The organism is Streptosporangium sp. NPDC000563 (assembly GCF_040299985.1).
Classification (GTDB): Bacteria; Actinomycetota; Actinomycetes; order Streptosporangiales; family Streptosporangiaceae; genus Streptosporangium.
Genome location: NZ_JBEPDA010000001.1, coordinates 429209 through 446397 on the forward strand (window position 1 = coordinate 429209; position 17189 = coordinate 446397).

Sequence of the window (17189 nt, forward strand, 5' to 3'; positions counted from 1 at the left end):
CGGCCGTCTGACCCGGGCGACGCGTAGGGGGCCCGGTCATCCGGTGCGTCGCCCGCGGGTCGGCCGCCTCACTGTGACGGTCGGCCGGACGTGGCACGGACCCTTCACCCCCCGGGTCCGTGCCCCACGGCCAGAGCTTCGCCCACGGCGTTTGCCATCCGATTGACAAGTGATAGCGACGATATCCACAGGCTGTGGACAGTCACCCTGTGGATATGTGGAAAAACCCCTCCGCGATCAGCGGGCGAAGAGCCGCGGGGGCCTTTGTCCGCAGGTCATCGTGGTCCTCGCCGGTCAGTTCCGCGATCGCGGCGAGCAGCGGATCCAGTGGATAATCACCGTCGCAGACCCCCGCGAGCGCGGCTTCCACGGTCCCGACCACAGCCCTGCGACGCAGCCCCCCGCTCTGCCTGAGAACGATCCGCGCCGGGTCCTCCGCACCCGGCGGGCCGATCCTCTCCTCCAGCACCCCCTCGGCCACCGCGAGCCTGGAGCCGAGCAACTCGGCGTCACTCAGCCGGTGCGCTGCGGCGATCGCACCGAGCACCTCGTCCACATATCCACCGACCGGCAGTTCCACCGGCCCCCCGTACTCCTCCACCCGCACGACAGGATCGAGACTCCCGGAGTCGTTCAGCGTGATCCAGCCGAAGCCGATCCCGGTGACGTTCGCGGCCTCGAACCAGCCGAGCCAGTTATCGTAGAGTTCGCGGTAGCGCGGGGTGCCCTGCTCCGCGGCGTCCCTCAGCCACAGCTCGACGTACTCGGCGGGATCCTGGACGTCACGCTGCACCACCCAGCCGTCACAACCGGTCCCGGTGAGCCAGCCGCCCACCCGGTCGCGCCAGTCCTCCCCGTCGACGTGCAGCCAGTTCGCCAGCAGGTGGCAGGTGCCGCCGGGCGCGAGGTGACGAGGCACGCCCCGTACGAGATCACGGCAGAAGCCGTCGGCGTGGAAGCCGGACTCGCGGTAGGTGAACCGGCCGGCCGGGGAGATCACGAACGGCGGGTTGGAGACGACCAGGTCGAAGTGGTCCCCCTCGACGGGGTCGAACAGGGAGCCCAGCCGGACGTCGACGTCGACGATCCCGGACAGCGCCCAGCTGAGACGGGCCAGCTCCAGCGCGCGCGGGTTGACATCGGTGGCCGTGATCTCCTCCGCCCTGCCGGCCAGGTGGAGGACCTGCACCCCGCACCCGGTCCCCAGGTCCAGGGCACGCCCGACGGGACGGCGGGAGGCGAGCTGGGCGAGGTTCGCCGAGGCGCCGCCCGCGCCGACGACGTGGTACGGGCTCAGGGCCGGGTCTCCCGGCCTCACCTTGCGGTCGGAGACGACGTAGCCGCCGGGGGCGTCGGCGGCGGTGTCCCAGGGCTGCAGGTGGACCGCAGAGGTGACCCGGTCGCCCTCGACGGTCACCAGGCCCGCGACGGCCAGTTCCTCCACGGGCAGGGCCGTCGGCACCCGTCTCGCCTCCACGGGGACGCCGAGCCACCACAGTCGGATCAGGGTGGCGAGCGGGTCACCTTCCGCGGTGGCGCGCAGGGCGGGCACCGTCTCCTCGCGGGAGAGCGCGGTGGCGGCGACGCCGCCGAGACGCTCGCGGACGCCGTCGATGGTGTAGCCGGTGTCGAGCAGCAGCCCTCTGAGCCGGCCAGGCAGATCGTTCACGGGGCAATCTTCGCATCGGGCACGTCCGAACGCTCCCGGTGATGAGACTGTTACCCACCGAGGTAAGCGTTCTGCAAGCGGACTTCAAGCGATAAGCGGTACTTCTTGGTAGCCGCACCACACGCTTCAAAGGATCCTTGATGTTGATCCCCTGTTTCGCCTGCGAGACCCGTTTCCACCCCGACGAATACTTCCGCGCCTGCCACGACTACCACCGTGGCAAGGACCTGGTCGCATGGACCTGCCCGCGGTGCGGCAATCGGGATGAGTTACGGGTCTTTCCCGGAGAACTGGGGTTCGGCTACGCCCGGCGTGGCGGCTTCGACGTGTCCGACCGGGTGCTGGTGCCCGGCCTGCGGCGCCGGCGTCAGGACCTTCGGCTGGACATCTCACTGGACGAGGACGTCTGGCGGGTGTCGACGCGGACGCGTCAACTGGTGGGGGCGCGCTGATACCGCTCCGGCCCGGAAAAGCCCCCGTGATCCGGGCCGGAGTATCGGCGGCGCCACGACCTCAGGGGTTTCGCTGCCTCAGGCTCTGCCAGGCCGCGTCACAGAGACCGCTGATCTCGTCGGGGGTGGGCTGGTGCGCGCCGGCGAACCACAGACGGCACATCTCGGTGGCCGGCCCCAGCCAGAGCACGTAGCACATCGTCGGGTGAACGGGCTGGAGCAGGCCGTCCTTCATGTGCGGACGCCACCACTCGGAGACCTTCCTGAAGAACGCCCTGCGCGACTCCGACACCTCGGTGCCGCCCGGCTCGTCGCGCCTGGGCGGCCGCTCGCTGATGAGCAGGTGCGCCCGCTCGCGGTGCTCGCCGCTCCAGGACATGTGCATGGCGACGATGGCCTCGATGCCTCCCCGAGCGCTCTCGTGACGCTGGAGTTCGGCGAGGAACGCCTCCTGGTACATGTGCAGGGTCTCCGCGTACAGGACGCCGAAGACGTGTTCCTTGCTGGCGAAGTGGTGGTAGAAACTGCCGACGCTGACGCCGCTCTCCTCGCGGAGGCTCGCCAGGGTGGTGGCCGAGACACCGTCCTGGCTGAATCGGCGGAGAGCCCCCTCGACGATCCTGGTGCGGCCGTCGCGTCCGTTCTTGGCGGTCTTCACGGATCCATGGTGAGGCAACAGAACCTTGTTCCGCAAACTGCCCGGAACCCGGCTTGGACCATGTCGATCATACCGCCCGCCCTCGGGGCCGCGTCGTCGTCCCGGCGCCCGGCCACCCGTGCTCCCATACCTCCCGACCAGGGGCCTCCGTCCGGCGAATCCCGGTGGGGCCGGCACGGGAATCGGCCGTAAGAGTTCGGCGCCGCCGTCACCGTCGAGCCCGAACACCCCGCTCACATGGGAATCGGCCGTAAGAGTTCGGCGCCGAACCCGTACGGCGAACCCCGGTACGACCCGCACGAGGACCGGCCAGAGGTGGCGTTCAACGGAGAACCGGCGCGGTCACCTCGACCATGCCGCAGGAGGCTCGCATGGTCGCCTCCGGCCACATCCCGCGGACCATGGACAGGACCTCGCGGTTGTCCCCGAGCACGTCCATCCCCACCGTCACGGCGCCCCTCGCCTCCGCGCGGCGCATCAGGGTCCGGATGAGCCGGGAGCCGATCCCCATCCCCTGCCACTCGTCGCTCACCACCACGGCGATCTCGACGTCGACCTTCTCGCCCCGACAGCTCATCGCGTGCCCGACGAGAACGTTGCCCCGCACGGCGAGCAGGGCGTCGCGCCGCTCGTCCACCGCGAGCAGCGTCCTGACGAAGCTCGCACTCGGGCGGCTCATCCCGGCGAAGAACCTCAGCGCCCGCGTGCGCGGCGACAGCCCTCCGAGGAAGCGGCGGATCCCCTCCTCGTCGCCCGGCCGCGCGGGCCGGATCTCCACGGCGGCCTCCGACAGCACCGCGACGTCCCCCGAGGCCGCCCCGACACTCCCGGACACGTCCCCGGATGCGGCCGTGCCCGCTCCGGCCTCCCGTGTGACGTGCCCGGATGCGGCGAGGATGCCCCCGGCCCCCTGGGTGACGTTCCCGCACTCGACCGGGATACCGGCGGACCCCGGTACGCCACCCGCCGGCACCAGCTGAGTTCGCATCATGAACTCAGAGTCTCGCAGCACGCCTGAGTATGTCAACTAGACTTAGAACAACGTTGGAGGTGGTGCGATGGCGACTTACGATTCGCACATGAATGCGGCGACTCCCGGCGAACTGCCCCTGCGGATGGACAACTGCTCCATCGAACGTGCCCTGGGCGTCGTCGGCGAGAAGTGGACGTTCCTGGTGCTGCGTGAGGCGTTCGGCGGCGTTCGGCGCTTCGCCGACATGCAGGCCGCCACGGGAGCGCCCAGGCAGGTGCTCAGCGCCCGGCTGACCCGGCTGGTGGAGGAAGGGCTGCTGCGCAAGGTCCCCTACCGCGAGCCCGGCCAGCGGCAGCGCGACGAATACCGGCTGACCCAGATGGGGCTCGACCTCTATCCGACTTTGATGGCCCTGATGTGGTGGGGCGACCGGTATCTCAGCGACGCCGCGGGACCGCCGCTGCGCATCACCCACCGCGACTGCGGCGCCCTGGTCGAACAGCACTTCCGGTGCGCGGAAGGGCACGAGGTGTCCGGCCCGAGAGAGGTCACTCCGGTGCCCGGTCCCGGAGCGCGCCTTCGCACCACAGCCCCCGCGTCTCCGGACCCGGTGCCGAAGCCTCCACAGGCCACGTCCCCCGCGTCGTCTCCAGCCTCCGCAGGCAGTGCCTGAAGCTGAGCACCGAGACCAGCGCCACACCGCCGAGCAGCACCGCGACCGCGGAGGTGCGCACCAGGAGATAGGTCTCCAGGGTCTGGCTGAGCAGCAGCCACAGGCTCAGCGCACCGTTCAGCAGTTGCGCGCAGCCCCACAGCACCGACTGCGAAACGAAGAAGCGGCGCATCCGAGGATGCTCCATCACCTGGTCGGTCAGCGGCACGAGGTCGGCCACCACCCGCCGGATCAGCGGCCTCCGCAGCGGCGCGGTGAGCAGAAAACCCATGCTCACGCAGAACACTCCGAGGCAGGGCTGCAGGAAGAACACGATGGGGTTGCCCGTCGCCAGCGTCAGCGCAACCCTCACGGTGATCGTGCCCGCCGCCAGCAGCAGCGTGCCGGGGGCCTCACCGCCCTTCACCAACCGCCAGGCGACGCCGCCGTAGACCCACGCCGCCGCCACAGCCAGCGCGCCGTTCGCGTTGGTGAAGACCAACGCGACGTAGAAGACGAGAACGGGAAGGATCATGCTCTCGAACACCCTGGGGACGGCGTGCCGCAGCAGGACCCCGATGCGGGGGAGTACGAGCGGAGCCGGGGGGGCGGGCATGAGCACGGTCATCAGGGGCGGGCTCCGGAGGTGATGGAACATCCCGAGGGGAAAACTCAGACGACCGTATGCGATGCCCGAAGTGTCCGGTGAGCTTTCCTGACATCCGAGGATCAGGCGGTCCCGGGAACTTTACTACGCCCCAAGGCGTATCCGGCCATCCCCGGAGGCCCACTCGGAGGGCAGTCGGAGGGCAGTCGGAGGGCAGTCGGAGGGCAGGGCGATGCCCCCGGTGCCTACTCTTGATGACGTGTACCGGTTCCTGCTGACTCCCCGATGGCTCGCTCTCCACGTGGTGGTGCTGCTGGTCATCCCCGCTTTCGTGCTGCTCGGCCAGTGGCAGTTCGGGCGTTTCGAGGAGAGATCCACCAGCAGCCACCAGATCACCGGCAACCTCGCCGCCGCCCCCGTCGCCGCGGAAGAGCTCACCTCACCCGGCGGCACCGTCTCCACGCAGGACAAATACCGCACCGTCCTGACCAAGGGGACGTACGACGCCGGCGCCCAACTCCTGGTCCGGCGCCGCGTCCAGGACAAGGCGGTCGGCTTCTACGTGCTGACCCCGCTGGTCACGGCGGACGGCACCGGCGTGCTGGTGAACCGTGGCTGGGTCAGGGCGGGCAGCACCGCCGACGCCCTCCCCGAGGTCCCCGCGCCCTCCTCGGGTGAGGTGACTGTCACCGGCAGGCTACGTCCCACCGAGACCGAGGAGACCTCCGGCATCCGCGACCGGGCGGGCCTGCCCGCGGGGCAGGTCCTGCTGATCAACACCGAGGCGATCGGACGCGGCCTGCCGTACCGGCTCCTCGGCGGCTACGTCGACCTGATCGAGCAGTCGCCCGCGGCCGCCGTCGCTCCCGCGCCCGTCCCCGCGCCGGACGTCGGCGAGGGGGGCGGCCTCAACCTGGCCTACGGCGTGCAGTGGTGGTTGTTCATCGGGGTCGCGATCGGCGGCTGGGTCCTGCTGATCCGCAGGGAGGCCGCCGACCTCAAGGCGGCCGCGACGACACCCGGCGAACCCGGGCCGGGCGAGCCTGGAGACGGAGAGCCCGGAGACGGAGAACCCGGGCCGGACGCACCCTCCAGGTCCGCAGCGCCCTCGGTGTCCTCGGTGTCCCCGGTGTCCCCGGGGCCCCCAGGAAGGTCCTCCGCGCCCGACGACTCCTCCGACGAGCCCTCCTCGCCCGACGACTCCGCAGAGTCCGCCGAACCCGCTGCGTCCTCCCGGCCCGGCGAGTCCGCCGTGTCCTCCCCGTCCGGCGAGTCCGCCGACCTCCGCGCCTAGTTTCCGACGAGGTTCAGCAGGGAGCCGAAGGCCGACACCAGGCCGAGGGAGAGCAGACCGACTCCGATCGCCAGCAGGAAGCCCCGGCCGCCGCCCAGCCGCTCGCGCGGCGCGGGACGTCGCCCGGCCGCGAACCAGAGCGGGCGGGGTTCGAGCAGCAGGAACAGGAGCGCGCCCACCTGCCCGACGGTGAAGAGCCAGAGCCAGGCCCATCGGTTGCCCAGCCGGGGCGTCGAGCCGAGCATGATCAGAAACGCGAGTATCCAGCTCCCCATCAACCACGGGCCGCCGACTGCCCCCGGCATGTCGATGACCCAGCCGGGCACCCATGCCGCCCCGCCGGAGTGGACCCGCTCGATCACCATGGCCTGGCTCGACCCCAGGTCCTTCCTCAGTTCCGCCCACGTGTAGGCGGGCGAACCCTCCGCGGGCGGCTCCAGCCTGATCTCGCGCCAGAGCAGCGGGCCCTGGGCCCAGAGGACGTAGGAGATCACGCCGCTCCGTCCCTCTCCCGTGGCGTATTCGTCGTACTCGACGAGGGAGACGCGGTCGGCCGCGGCCGCGGCGCGGAGCTCGGCCCGCGTCCCCGGCAGGGGGGCGACGCTCAGCACGGTGATCAGGACGCCGAGGGCCAGAACGATCAGGAGAACCGAACGGACGGCCAACCCGGCGATCCGCCAGCCGCGACGGACCTCCGGCGTTTCACGGGTCATACCTTTATTTCTACTTTACGATCACGCGTTCACCATCGACAGGCCGAAAAGGAGCGCCACCGCGATCACGAACCCGCGTGTCCCGTCGATCCTGGCCGGCGCGGGCAGCGCCTCGTACGGAGCCCGCCACAGGGGTCTCGGCTCCAGCAGGACGTAGAGCAGCGAGCCGCCGGTGAGAAACATCCAGAACCACGCCCAGCGGCTGGCGTAGCGGGGGTTCGGCCGGGCCAGCATGAGCAGCCAGGCCAGGATCTCCGCCGCCACCGCCACCGGGGCGAACGGCTCCCACCACCGTCCGTAGGCGGGCGAGCCCGCCAGTGCCCTGAAGCCGTCGGTGCGCACGATCTCCACCGAGGGATCGGCGACGGCGCGCACCTGTGCCATGAAAGCCTCCTGGCGGCGTTCCAGGGCCTCGGGGACGAGGCGGGTGGTCTGGGGATCCCAGACGTCGTCCGGCTGGTCGAAACGGGCCTGACTCCAGGAGAGCGGCCCGTGCGACCAGGTCAGCGTGCCGTAGGCGGGCCAGTTGCCGTCGTAGACGATCTTCGTCACCTCGCCCGCCCGCAGGTCCGCCAGGAGTTCGACCGCGGGTCGCAGGGGAGGAGCCTGGTTGATGTGGACGATCACCGTGGAGAGCGCGAGCACGAACAGCAGCGCCACCCGCGCGACGTACGGGATGTCGTCCCGTGCCGGAATCACCACTCGCATCCCCGCCCCCATCGGCCCCCATCAGGCGAGGCCCGCCGCTGCATAGACTAAACGGCGGGTCGGGCTCGCGCGGGTGTACGACTCCCGCCATGCGGCGGGGACGTGCGGGGTTCTCGCCCACGAACCTTGAATATGGACAAAAAGAGCATTTTTCCCCTCAAGTATCAACTTATGAAAAATCCTGATACCGGGGCGATCCCTGGGTAGGCGCACCCCCGGGCCCGCCGCGGGCGGCACCCTTCCGGCGGGCCCGTCCCGGGGCCGCCCTCCACCCCCCTCGGGTGGTCCCGGGCCGCGACACAGGACACCGCGGGAGGTGGCCGCGCGGGACGACTGGGGAGGCGCCACGCGGGACGGTCGGGAGGCACCGTGAAAACGGTCGCGGCGAGTGTCGCGGAAGGCAGTTACGGAGCGTCATAAAAGGCGTGATGGGGACATCGCAGAAGACGTCACGAGAGACAGAGATACCAAGCGGAGACCTTGCGGCTTGATGAGTGTTATTCCAGCGGAATACGGTTGACCGTGTGACTACGCCGCTGCTCCCCGATCCCGAGCCAAGGCGGCGGGACTATGTGATCATTTCAGCCGACGACCACCTGATCGAGCCGCCCGACATGTTCGACGACCGGCTGCCGGAGAAATACGCCGACCTGGCGCCCAAGGTGGTCGAGACCGACTCAGGTCACCAGGTCTGGCGTTACGGCGGGGCCACCTACCCCTGCGCCGGGCTCGACGTGGGCGCCGGCCTGCCCCGCGAGCAGTGGACGCTCGATCCTGTGCGGTTCGAGCACATGCGTCCCGGCTGCCACGACGTCGAGGCCCGGATCGAGGACATGGACCGTGCCGGTGTCTGGGCCGCGCTGTGCTTCCCCGGCATGCTGGCCGGGCAGTCCGGCATGGTCTTCGCCAAGACCCGCGACCAGGAGCTGGGCCTGTCGGTCCTGCGCGCGTGGAACGACTGGCACGTGGAGGTCTGGGCCGGCACCTACCCGGAACGGATCATCGCCCTGCAGCTGCCCTGGCTGACCGACCCCGAGGTGGCCGCCAAGGAGATCCGCGACAACGCCGCGCGAGGTTTCAAGGCGGTGCTCTTTCCCGAGTTCCCCACCCGGCTGCGCCTGCCGTCCATCCACAGCGACCACTGGGACCCGTTCTTCCAGGCGTGCGAGGAGACGGGCACCGTCGTCTGCCTGCACGCCGGTGCCGGTTCCTGGGCTCCGGTCCCCTCTCCGGACACGCCGATCGAGGCGATCACCACCCTGATGCCCGCGAGCGCCATGTTCGCCTGCGCCGACTGGCTCTGGTCGGGCGTCCCGCTGCGCTTCCCCGCGTTGCGGATCCTGATCGTGGAGGGCGGCGTGGGCTGGCTGCCGATGCTGGCCGAACGGGCCGACTACGCGCTCGACCACCCCGTGGCGGGGGAGGCCTCGTGGGAGGGCGGCCTGAAGCCCAGCGAGGTGCTGCGGAGAAACTTCTTCTTCGGCACGCTCAACGACCATGCCCTGTCGGGGGTTCGGCTCGCCGTCGGGCTGGAGCACGTGCTGCTGGAGAGCGGCTACCCGCACTCCGACTCCACCTGGCCCGACACCCAGCAGGCCATCGCGACGAACCTGGGCAGCCTGCCGCCCGCCGACATCGCCCGGGTGGCCTACGGCAACGCCGCCCGCCTGTTCGGCCACCCGCTGCCCTCACGTGCCTGGCTCAGGATGGAACAGATCTGATCCCCTCGCGTCCGATCCCCTCGCGCTCCCAGTCGACGTAGCGCCCGCCCTCGCCGAGCAGGGAGCCCATCAGCCACAGGAAGACGCCGAAGTCGTCGGCCACCCCGACGAGGACCAGGAAGTCGGGGACGAGGTCGATTGGCGAGATGATGTAGAGAACGCCGAGACCCATCATGGCCAGCTTGCCCTTGGTCATGCCGGAATACCGCCCGTTCATGACCGCGCCGATCATCCTGGGGAGGGCGCGGAGACGGGTGCCGAGACCGGGCGAACCCGGCTTCGTCACCTCTCTGTATGCCCGCCACGTCTGCGCCGCGCGCGCCACCTTCGCCATGGAATCCTCCTCGGAACCACGTTCGTCTGGCTGCGTACTACCCCGCCGCCTCACGATATAACGTGTGATTTCCCCCTTGGGTTCCCGGACACCCTTGGCTTCCCGGACACCTTTGGGTTCCCGGACGGCGGACAGGACGGTCAGCGCATCGCCGTGTGCAGGAAGGGCCGTTCCTCCTCGATCTGGGCGGCCACCCGGACGAGCAGGTCCTCCCGCCCCGCGGCGGCGACCAGTTGGACCCCCACCGGCAGGCCGTCCGCCGTGCGGTGCAGCGGCAGGGAGATCGCGGGCTGCCCGGTGGCGTTGACGGGCGAGGTGAACGACACCGCGCGGTTGGTGCGGCCCCGCGAGGTGCTGACGTCGTCGGCGGGCAACCGGCCGAGGCGGAAGGGCGCCACCCCCAGGGAGGGCATGAGCAGCAGGTCGTGCGACTCCCACCAGGCGGCCATCCGCCGCCTGAACCCGTCGATCCAGTCGCGCGAGGTCACGTAGCCGACCGCGTCGAGCTTCCTGCCCGCCGCCCCCAGGATCCGGTTGCGCTCCTCCAGTTCGTCGAACTCGACGGGCCTGCCGCGCCAGCGCCCGATGTCCTCCAGATCGGCGGCCACGTGGGCGGCGACGATCGTGCCGAAGTGCGTGGCGAAGCCGTCCTCGGCGAGCGCGGAGGGTCCTCCCGGCTCGACGTCGTGACCCAGCGCCTCCAGCAACCCGGCGGCCTCGGTGACCGCGGCCACCAGGTCCGGCTCCGAAGGGACGTCCCCGTCCGGGTGCTCGGTGAGGAAACCGATCCGCAGCCGCCCGGGATCCGCCCCGACCTCCTCGGCGAGCGGGCGTCTCCAGGCGGGCGCGCCGTACGGGTCGCCCGGCATCGTCCCGGCGATCACGTCGAGGGTCGCCGCGCTGTCCCGCACCGTACGGCAGAGCAGGCCCGCGGACGAGAAACCGGCCCAGGGCTCGCCCGCGGACGGGCCGGAGCTCACCCTGCCCCTGCCGGGTTTCAACCCGACCAGCCCGCACATGCTCGCCGGGATCCGGATCGACCCGCCGCCGTCGCTCGCCGTGGCGACCGCGACCATGCCCGACGCCACCGCCGCGGCGGACCCGCCGCTCGATCCTCCGCTGCTGTAACGAAGGTCGTACGGATTGCGGGTGGGGCCGAACGCCACCGGCTCGGTGGTGATCGCGGTGCCGAACTCGGAGGTGTTGGTCCGTCCCAGGATCGTGAACCCCGCCTGGCGCAGCCTGGTCACCGCGTACCCCTCGCGCTCGGCGAAGATCCCGTCGAGGGTGCGCGATCCCGCGCGGTACGGCTCCCCGGCCATGCTCCAGCCCAGGTCCTTCAGCAGCGTCGGCACGCCCGCGAAGGGGGCCTCGGGATCGACCTCGCCCACCTCGGCCAGGGCCCGTTCGAACCTGCGGTGGACGACGGCGTTGATCGCGCCGTCGCACGCCTCGATCCGCGCGATCGCCGCCTCGGCGAGCTCCCTCGGGGAGATCTCCCCTTTCCGCACGGCTTGCGCCTGCCCGAGGGCGTCGAGCTTCAACAGGTCGTACAAAGGGTCACTCCTCGACGGGGGCCAGATCTCGTACGGCCTGGGCGATCGGGACCCCGCCCCCGGGAATGGGAGCGAGGATCGGGGTGTCCAGGCCGTTGCGCACATACTCCCGGATCCGGCTCCGGCACGTGGCCGCGTCGCCGTGCACGATGAGATCGTCCACGACCTCGTCGGGGATGGCCTTGAGCGCCGCCTGCCGGTCTCCGGCCGCCCATGCCTCGTGCATCGGCCGCAGCACCTCGCCGCGCCCCAGCCAGTCGTGGAAGGCGGCGTAGACCGGGACGGTCAAATAGCTCGCGAGCATCCAGCGCCCGAGCTCGCGCGCCTTCTCCGCGTCCTCGCCGACGCACACGAACAGCCGGGCGATCAGCTCGGTCTCCGGGCCGACCTCGGCCCGCACCTTCCGCACGTCCTCGGGCGAGAGCCAGTTGGTGATCGCGCCGTCGGCCTCCTCGGCGGCCAGACGCAGCATGCGGGGGCGGAGCGCGGCGAGCACGATCTTCGGCGGAATCTTGGGGGCGCGCTCCAGCTTGAAGCCCTTGACCTCGAACGTCTCGTACCGCTCGCTGATCTTCTCGCCCGCGAGGGCTCCACGCAGGAAGCGCAGGGTGTCTCTGGTCCTGGCGAACGGCTTGACGAACTCCCCGGCGTTCCAGCGTTCCACGATGGCCGGCGAGGAGGCCCCGATGCCCAGGACGAAACGTTCGGGGGCGAGGTCGGCGAGCGTGGCGGCGGACATGGCGAGCAGGCCGGGCCCCCGGGTGGAGACCGGGACGATCGCGCTGCCGAGCCGCATCCCCGGGGCCCACTCCGAGGCCATCGCGAGGGGTACGAAGCCGTCGACACCGTTGACCTCGGCGGACCAGGCGTCGGTGTAGCCGAGTCCGGGAAGCTCGGCGATCAGGTCCTTGGAGGCGGCGAGCGAACGGTCGTAGAAGGGAATCGTCATACCCCAGCGTGGGCCTGTGGTCATCGTGCCGCCTCCGTGTTCTGCGATCGCAGCCGGGAACCCTCCCTCGAAACGATATTCCGAGGGAGAATCCGGCCCGATCCGGGTGCCGTCAATGGCCTCGACCGTACCAACCAGACGGTATGTGACCAAAAGAATGATCCACACCGACCGGCCACTTAACACCCCATCACTTTCCGTATGATGTTAGAAACCTTGGGTGACGAAACATCGGCGGATGAGCCGGCGACGGGGCCTGCTCAGTGTGGCGGCCCTCATGAGCTGCATGACGATTCCCGTGCTGACCTGGACGCACCCCAGTTGGGCGAAAGACGGGACGGGATCGCCCGTCCCGCGAGACACCCCGCATCTCCGGATGTCGCACGCGGCCCTGAGCCCGACCTCCGGCCGATCTCCGCTCCCCGAGCCAGGGCCGTCCTCCTCGCCCCTCCTTCCATCCGGCCTTCCATCCGGCCCTGACCGTCGACCGCAGCCGGAAACCGGGCGCTCGACCGCTCCGCACCCCGCGCTGAAGCCCGAACCGGACTATCCGACCGCGCCACCGCCGAGGCTCGACGTCAGGGAACCCCCCTGGTGGCACTGGTGGCACTGGTGGGAGCCGAAGCCGGATCACCCGGCGGACATACCGGCCAAGCCGAAACCCGAGCCGGAGCCGAAACCAGCGCCCGAGCCGGAGCCCGAACCGAAACCCGAGCCGACGCCAGTGCCCACACCGGAGCCCACACCGGAGCGGCCGACCCCCACCGCGTCCTCTTCACCCATCTCCGAGCCCTCCCCGCCCCCCAGACCCCGGCCTCTCCCCGTTTCCACCCCCGAGACGGTCGTCACACCGACGCCGAGTCGCACCCCTCGGCCCAGGGCGACGCCCTCCGGTGCGCCTCCCCTCCTGCGGCAACGACTGGTGCTCGATCGCTACACCGAGCGGCGCAAGGGGACCGACAGGAAGCTGGTCCTCCTGGTGATGTTCACCGGGGTGATCTCGGTCAGCGCGGTCACCGCGCTCAACCGCAGGGGGCGCGGATAGCCCGGCCGGTGGCCGGACCCGCAGGCGATGCAGCCCACCGTGGGAGATCCACACGGTGTCCCCGACGCTCGCCCTCACGGTGAAGCCCACCGTGGGAGATCCACACGGTACCCCCGACGCCTGCCCGAGGCAGGGACCGCCCTCACGGTGAAGCCCGCGCGGGAGATCCACGCGGTGTCCCCGGCGCCCGCCCGAGGCGGGCCCGCACGTACGTGAAGCCCGCCGGTGAGAGATCCACCGGCGGGCTTCCGCGCCGTCGTCAGCGCCGCATCCGCGCCAGGCCGGATCCGCGCCGAGCAGCGACCGGACCGGACACGTTCGCACCGGGCAACGGCCCACGACCGGACCGGTGACGGGAAAGAAGGGCTACGGCTGCGCGGGGAAGTGGCCGTCGATCTGGTCGTACTGTCGCTGCGCGCTTTCGAACGCGTCGGGGTCGACGGCACCGAGCCCGCTGAACGGGTGGCTGATCAGGATGATGAAGCACACGCCGATGACGACCACGGCCACCCGGACCAGGTCGGCGATGATCGACGAGGCCGTGGGCCGCACCCCGAGGGTCCAGGGCAGCGCGATCACCAGGAGGCCGGAGAGGATCATTGAGATCACGAAGATGCTCTCCAGACTGGCACTCGCGTCGTCACCCCGTATCACGCGGGCGTGGGAGACCTCGGAGATCCGGTCGAGCGTGTCCTGCTGGAGGTTCTTGCTCTCGTCGCCGATCGGGCGGAGCCTGAGCACCGTGGCCCGCATGTCCGCGAGGGTCTGCCCGGGGATCGGGGACATCTCGCTGTCGGCCATGAGCGGCCAGTCGAGGGCGATGCTCTGCGCGGTGTACTGCCGGATCTGGGAGCGGACGGGGGCCGCCTCGGGGATGGGCGCCACCGACCAGTACATCTCGGTGAGGCTCTCGGCCTCGGCCTGGACGTCGGCCTCCGACACCGAGAGCGCGTCCCGGCACAGGACCGCGGCGTAGGCCAGCACCAGCAGGTAGACGGCGAGGGCGAGGTTGGCGGAGAAGTCGACGGACGACGCGCCGTGCTCGCCGTCGTCGTACCCCTTTCTCCTGAGGACCCGGAACGCGATCAGCGCGATCGCGACGGACACCACCACCAGCACGGCTACCCAGCCCATGAGACTCCCTTGAAGCGGTCATCGAATAAGCTACTCAGAGTAATCAGATCGATACCGTTGTTCATGGAGTTCCATGGAGTTCCATGGAGTTCAGCGCGGTTTCGTGAAGTCCCAGGGGGCCTCAGGGAGTTTCGTGGGATTCATTCGCGAAGTTCGTGAACCCCCGCGATGAAGTCACGGGCGACCCCGCGCAGTCCGGGCAGGTGCGAGAGCCCCACCAGGCGGTCCACCAGCGGGACGGTGAGCTCGATGAGCCGGTGTGTCCGTCGGCACCCCTCCGACTCGTCGTGCACCCAGAACAGGACGACGCCCATCGACATCAGCCAGAGCAGCTCGGGAAGCTCGGCCCGCAGCTCGCTGTCCATCCGGTCGGAGGACCCTTCCACGACCCGCCGATAGATCGCGATCGACGCGTCCCGGGAGGGTGAGGACTCGGCGCTGAACGGGTTGAGCGGGTTGTTCGGCTCGGCCGCGTGCTTGAAGAACTTCACCGCGAACTCGTGGTACGGCTCGGACACCCGTACCCACTCCCGCAACACCCCAGCCAGCCGCGCGGCGAACCGGTGCTCGGTGGCCAGTAGTTTCTCGCACGCGGCCTCGTGCTCGGCCTGGGCCCGGTCGTAGTACGCCTGGACCAGGATCTCCTTGGAGGCGAAGTAGTAGTAGGCGTTGCCCACCGAGACCCCGGCCTCGGCGGCGATGGCCCGCATGGTGGTCGCCTCGTATCCACGTTCGCGAAAAAGCCGCAGGGCCGTCTCCACGATGACCTCACGGGTCCTGTCCGATCCACGGGTTCTCGGAGTCGGCTCGGTCATAGGGCGCTCGTCACCTATCGATTGGAGCTGGGAGAACGTGCTCATCCGGTCTTTCTCCACTGGACGAACCCTAGATCATCCGTCCCGCACCGCCGGGGATGAGCCCAGGGAACGACCTTAAGCGCGCCACATTGCCCCCGCCACTCATATCCGTGATTGCTCCGTCACTCTCGCCGTCGCGCCACCCCGTCCCCGTCCGGCGCGCTCCCCGCCAAGGACGCGATAGTGGCGCCATGCACGACAAATACGGATATGTCACTTATCGCCGAAAACGCCGTCTCAGCAGGTCATCGAGCTGCCCGATCATTCCCACTACCGGGCAAAAATCACTCTTCGTGAGGGATCATCCGGGTTCGGGGGTGGGATTGATCCTTTTGGCGGAAGGGCTCCCGCGACAAGGGATACATAAATGGGGACATGTCCCTGTAAGCAGCGGGCTGCCCGGTTCACCACCGGAGCACTGCTCGCTCTGCAGCTGTCTTTCATCGCATCGGCCCCGCACCACAGCGCGACCGCGGAGAGCGGGAACGCGTCGGCCGACGCGGCGATCGTGAGCCGGCCCGTCGCGGCCGGCCCGGCGGAGGTACGCCGGTCCACGATCATCGGAGTGTACGACATCGCCACCCTGGAAACCTCCCGGCGCTACCTTCGGGAACTGTGTCATTCGATCGCCGTTCAGCACGGCCGGGAGCCCACGGCCCCCCTCTGGCCCGAGGAGGCCACTCCCGCGGACGCACCGCCCCGGCCCTCCGGAACCACCGCACGAACACGCACCGCCGCCCTGACAGGCGCGGTCGGGAGACAGACGCCCCCCCGAACCGAGGAAGCCACCCTCCGGAGCGGAGGAAAGGCCGCGGTGGAGGCCGAAGAAAACGCGCGGGCACCGGTCGCGGCCGCTTCTGAGGAACAGGTCTCCGCCGTCCTCGAAAAGCCGTCCGAGGCGAGGCCCGCCCAGCGGCAACAGGCGCAAAAGGCCCAGCAGCCCATACGGCTCCAGCAGACGGACGCCAAGCGGCTCCTGCGAGAAGCTGGCCTGACCTGGTTCTCCTCGGGTAAGTGCGCGAACCGCAACGGACCGCACTGCACCTCGCTGGAGGCCGTACGATCCGCGACCGTCTCCAGCGCCATCGAGCTGAAGCGCCACAGCGGTTGCCCCCTCGTCGTCACCGGTGGCACCGAGGTGGGCCACGCCCCCGGCCCCTACAGCCACTACGAGGGCTACAAGCTCGACATAAAGCCCAACGCATGCATCAACCGCTACATCACGAAGAACTACCCACTACAGGGCGTGCGAGGTGACGGAGCCCGCCTGTACGGCCAGTCGGCGACCTCGGGGCCCCTCTTCGCCCGCGAGGCGGACCACTGGGACATTCTCTTCCGCTGATGGAGGTCACCGGGTCAGCTGATCGGGCAGACTCGGTGCCCGGTAGCCGCCGGTGAGTGAGCACCTTCATCCGCTGGACCGATGTTCGAGTCCCGAGGTCAGTGGCCTTGATCACTGATGGGATGTCTGACCGGAATTCCACTCGACCGGGCCGTTCAACCAGGCTGTCACCGGTATCCGTCCCGGAGCCGGGGTTCCACCGGGTCTGCGCTCCCGTCGGCCGGGCCACCGCCGCTCCTGACCCGCGCCGGCCCGGCTGATCCCGCCGGTCCTCGATCCGCGACCGTACGGATCCCACCGATCCCGCGGCCACGCGGATTCCGCCGGCCCGCAGGATCACCGCAGGATCACCGACGACTCACCGCCGCGCGGGATCCCGTCGCCCGAGGTCCGAGCCTTCAGGACCGCGAAGGCCGTGCGGCGGGGGGGGGGGGGGGGCGCGGCGGCCCGCCCCCCCCCCCCGCGGGACCCGCCCCCGCAGCGGGGCCGCCCCCACCCCGGGGGAGCCCCCCGCGAGCCCGCGGC

The 17189-nt window shown here is 70.1% G+C and carries 16 protein-coding genes and 1 pseudogene; 6 read left to right on the forward strand and 11 right to left on the reverse strand.

The genetic code is table 11. From position 1 onward, the window contains the following. Positions 1 to 202: 202 nt before the first annotated feature. Positions 203 to 1669, reverse strand: coding sequence for a DUF7059 domain-containing protein (locus tag ABT352_RS01925; protein ID WP_350941760.1), 1467 nt, complete (start codon positions 1667 to 1669; stop codon positions 203 to 205). Between the two features lie 140 nt (positions 1670 to 1809). On the opposite strand from ABT352_RS01925, the gene ABT352_RS01930 reads away from it, so the two are divergent. Then, complete coding sequence (locus ABT352_RS01930; protein ID WP_350941761.1) at positions 1810 to 2121, forward strand: hypothetical protein; 312 nt, start codon at positions 1810 to 1812, stop codon at positions 2119 to 2121. A 61-nt stretch (positions 2122 to 2182) separates the two neighbouring features. On the opposite strand, the gene ABT352_RS01935 is transcribed toward ABT352_RS01930, so the two are convergent. Together ABT352_RS01935 and ABT352_RS01940 are read right to left on the reverse strand one after the other, a co-directional pair. Continuing rightward, the gene (locus ABT352_RS01935; protein ID WP_350941762.1) at positions 2183 to 2779 is read right to left on the reverse strand and encodes a TetR/AcrR family transcriptional regulator; all 597 of its coding nucleotides are present in this window, start codon (positions 2777 to 2779) and stop codon (positions 2183 to 2185) included. A 322-nt stretch (positions 2780 to 3101) separates the two neighbouring features. Then, positions 3102 to 3770, reverse strand: coding sequence for a GNAT family N-acetyltransferase (locus tag ABT352_RS01940; RefSeq protein ID WP_350941764.1), 669 nt, complete (start codon positions 3768 to 3770; stop codon positions 3102 to 3104). A gap of 88 nt (positions 3771 to 3858) precedes the next feature. Here ABT352_RS01940 and ABT352_RS01945 point away from each other — a divergent pair, with 88 nt between their 5' ends. Next, positions 3859 to 4425 carry a winged helix-turn-helix transcriptional regulator gene (locus ABT352_RS01945; RefSeq protein WP_350941765.1) on the forward strand — a complete coding sequence of 189 codons (567 nt, stop codon included), beginning with the start codon at positions 3859 to 3861 and terminating at the stop codon, positions 4423 to 4425. Between the two features lie 19 nt (positions 4426 to 4444). Here the strand turns inward: ABT352_RS01945 and ABT352_RS01950 are convergent. After that, positions 4445 to 5062, reverse strand: a pseudogene (locus ABT352_RS01950) (VC0807 family protein); the annotation flags it as partial. Between the two features lie 190 nt (positions 5063 to 5252). Between ABT352_RS01950 and ABT352_RS01955 the strand changes: the two are divergent. Next, on the forward strand, positions 5253 to 6305 hold the full coding sequence (locus ABT352_RS01955) for an SURF1 family cytochrome oxidase biogenesis protein (RefSeq protein WP_350941767.1): 1053 nt from the start codon (positions 5253 to 5255) through the stop codon (positions 6303 to 6305). Here ABT352_RS01955 and ABT352_RS01960 read toward each other — a convergent pair. After that, positions 6302 to 7018 (reverse strand): hypothetical protein, encoded by a 717-nt coding sequence (locus ABT352_RS01960; RefSeq protein WP_350941769.1) that lies wholly within the window; start codon positions 7016 to 7018, stop codon positions 6302 to 6304. The genes ABT352_RS01955 and ABT352_RS01960 overlap by 4 nt on opposite strands. Positions 7019 to 7039: 21 nt before the next feature. Next, the gene (locus ABT352_RS01965) at positions 7040 to 7726 is read right to left on the reverse strand and encodes a hypothetical protein (protein ID WP_350941770.1); all 687 of its coding nucleotides are present in this window, start codon (positions 7724 to 7726) and stop codon (positions 7040 to 7042) included. A 524-nt stretch (positions 7727 to 8250) separates the two neighbouring features. On the opposite strand from ABT352_RS01965, the gene ABT352_RS01970 reads away from it, so the two are divergent. After that, positions 8251 to 9447 (forward strand): amidohydrolase family protein, encoded by a 1197-nt coding sequence (locus ABT352_RS01970; protein WP_350941772.1) that lies wholly within the window; start codon positions 8251 to 8253, stop codon positions 9445 to 9447. Here ABT352_RS01970 and ABT352_RS01975 read toward each other — a convergent pair. From ABT352_RS01975 to ABT352_RS01985, 3 genes are all read right to left on the reverse strand, one after another. Continuing rightward, the gene (locus tag ABT352_RS01975) at positions 9428 to 9781 is read right to left on the reverse strand and encodes a YkvA family protein (RefSeq protein ID WP_350941774.1); all 354 of its coding nucleotides are present in this window, start codon (positions 9779 to 9781) and stop codon (positions 9428 to 9430) included. The two genes, ABT352_RS01970 and ABT352_RS01975, sit on opposite strands and share 20 nt — an antisense overlap. Positions 9782 to 9921: 140 nt before the next feature. Further along, entirely contained in the window at positions 9922 to 11337 is a 1416-nt protein-coding gene (locus ABT352_RS01980; RefSeq protein WP_350941775.1) for an amidase, read from the reverse strand. Positions 11338 to 11341: 4 nt separating this feature from the next. After that, positions 11342 to 12310 carry an LLM class F420-dependent oxidoreductase gene (locus ABT352_RS01985; protein WP_350941777.1) on the reverse strand — a complete coding sequence of 323 codons (969 nt, stop codon included), beginning with the start codon at positions 12308 to 12310 and terminating at the stop codon, positions 11342 to 11344. A gap of 898 nt (positions 12311 to 13208) precedes the next feature. On the opposite strand from ABT352_RS01985, the gene ABT352_RS01990 reads away from it, so the two are divergent. Continuing rightward, positions 13209 to 13331: a hypothetical protein gene (locus ABT352_RS01990; protein WP_350941779.1), complete on the forward strand. Its 123-nt coding sequence runs from the start codon at positions 13209 to 13211 to the stop codon at positions 13329 to 13331. 366 nt (positions 13332 to 13697) lie between these two features. Here the strand turns inward: ABT352_RS01990 and ABT352_RS01995 are convergent, their stop codons facing one another. Further along, on the reverse strand, positions 13698 to 14465 hold the full coding sequence (locus ABT352_RS01995) for a bestrophin-like domain (RefSeq protein ID WP_350941780.1): 768 nt from the start codon (positions 14463 to 14465) through the stop codon (positions 13698 to 13700). Between the two features lie 140 nt (positions 14466 to 14605). Continuing rightward, entirely contained in the window at positions 14606 to 15280 is a 675-nt protein-coding gene (locus ABT352_RS02000) for a TetR/AcrR family transcriptional regulator (RefSeq protein WP_350941782.1), read from the reverse strand. An 856-nt stretch (positions 15281 to 16136) separates the two neighbouring features. On the opposite strand from ABT352_RS02000, the gene ABT352_RS02005 reads away from it, so the two are divergent. After that, positions 16137 to 16664 (forward strand): hypothetical protein, encoded by a 528-nt coding sequence (locus tag ABT352_RS02005; protein ID WP_350941784.1) that lies wholly within the window; start codon positions 16137 to 16139, stop codon positions 16662 to 16664. Positions 16665 to 17189: the final 525 nt, after the last annotated feature.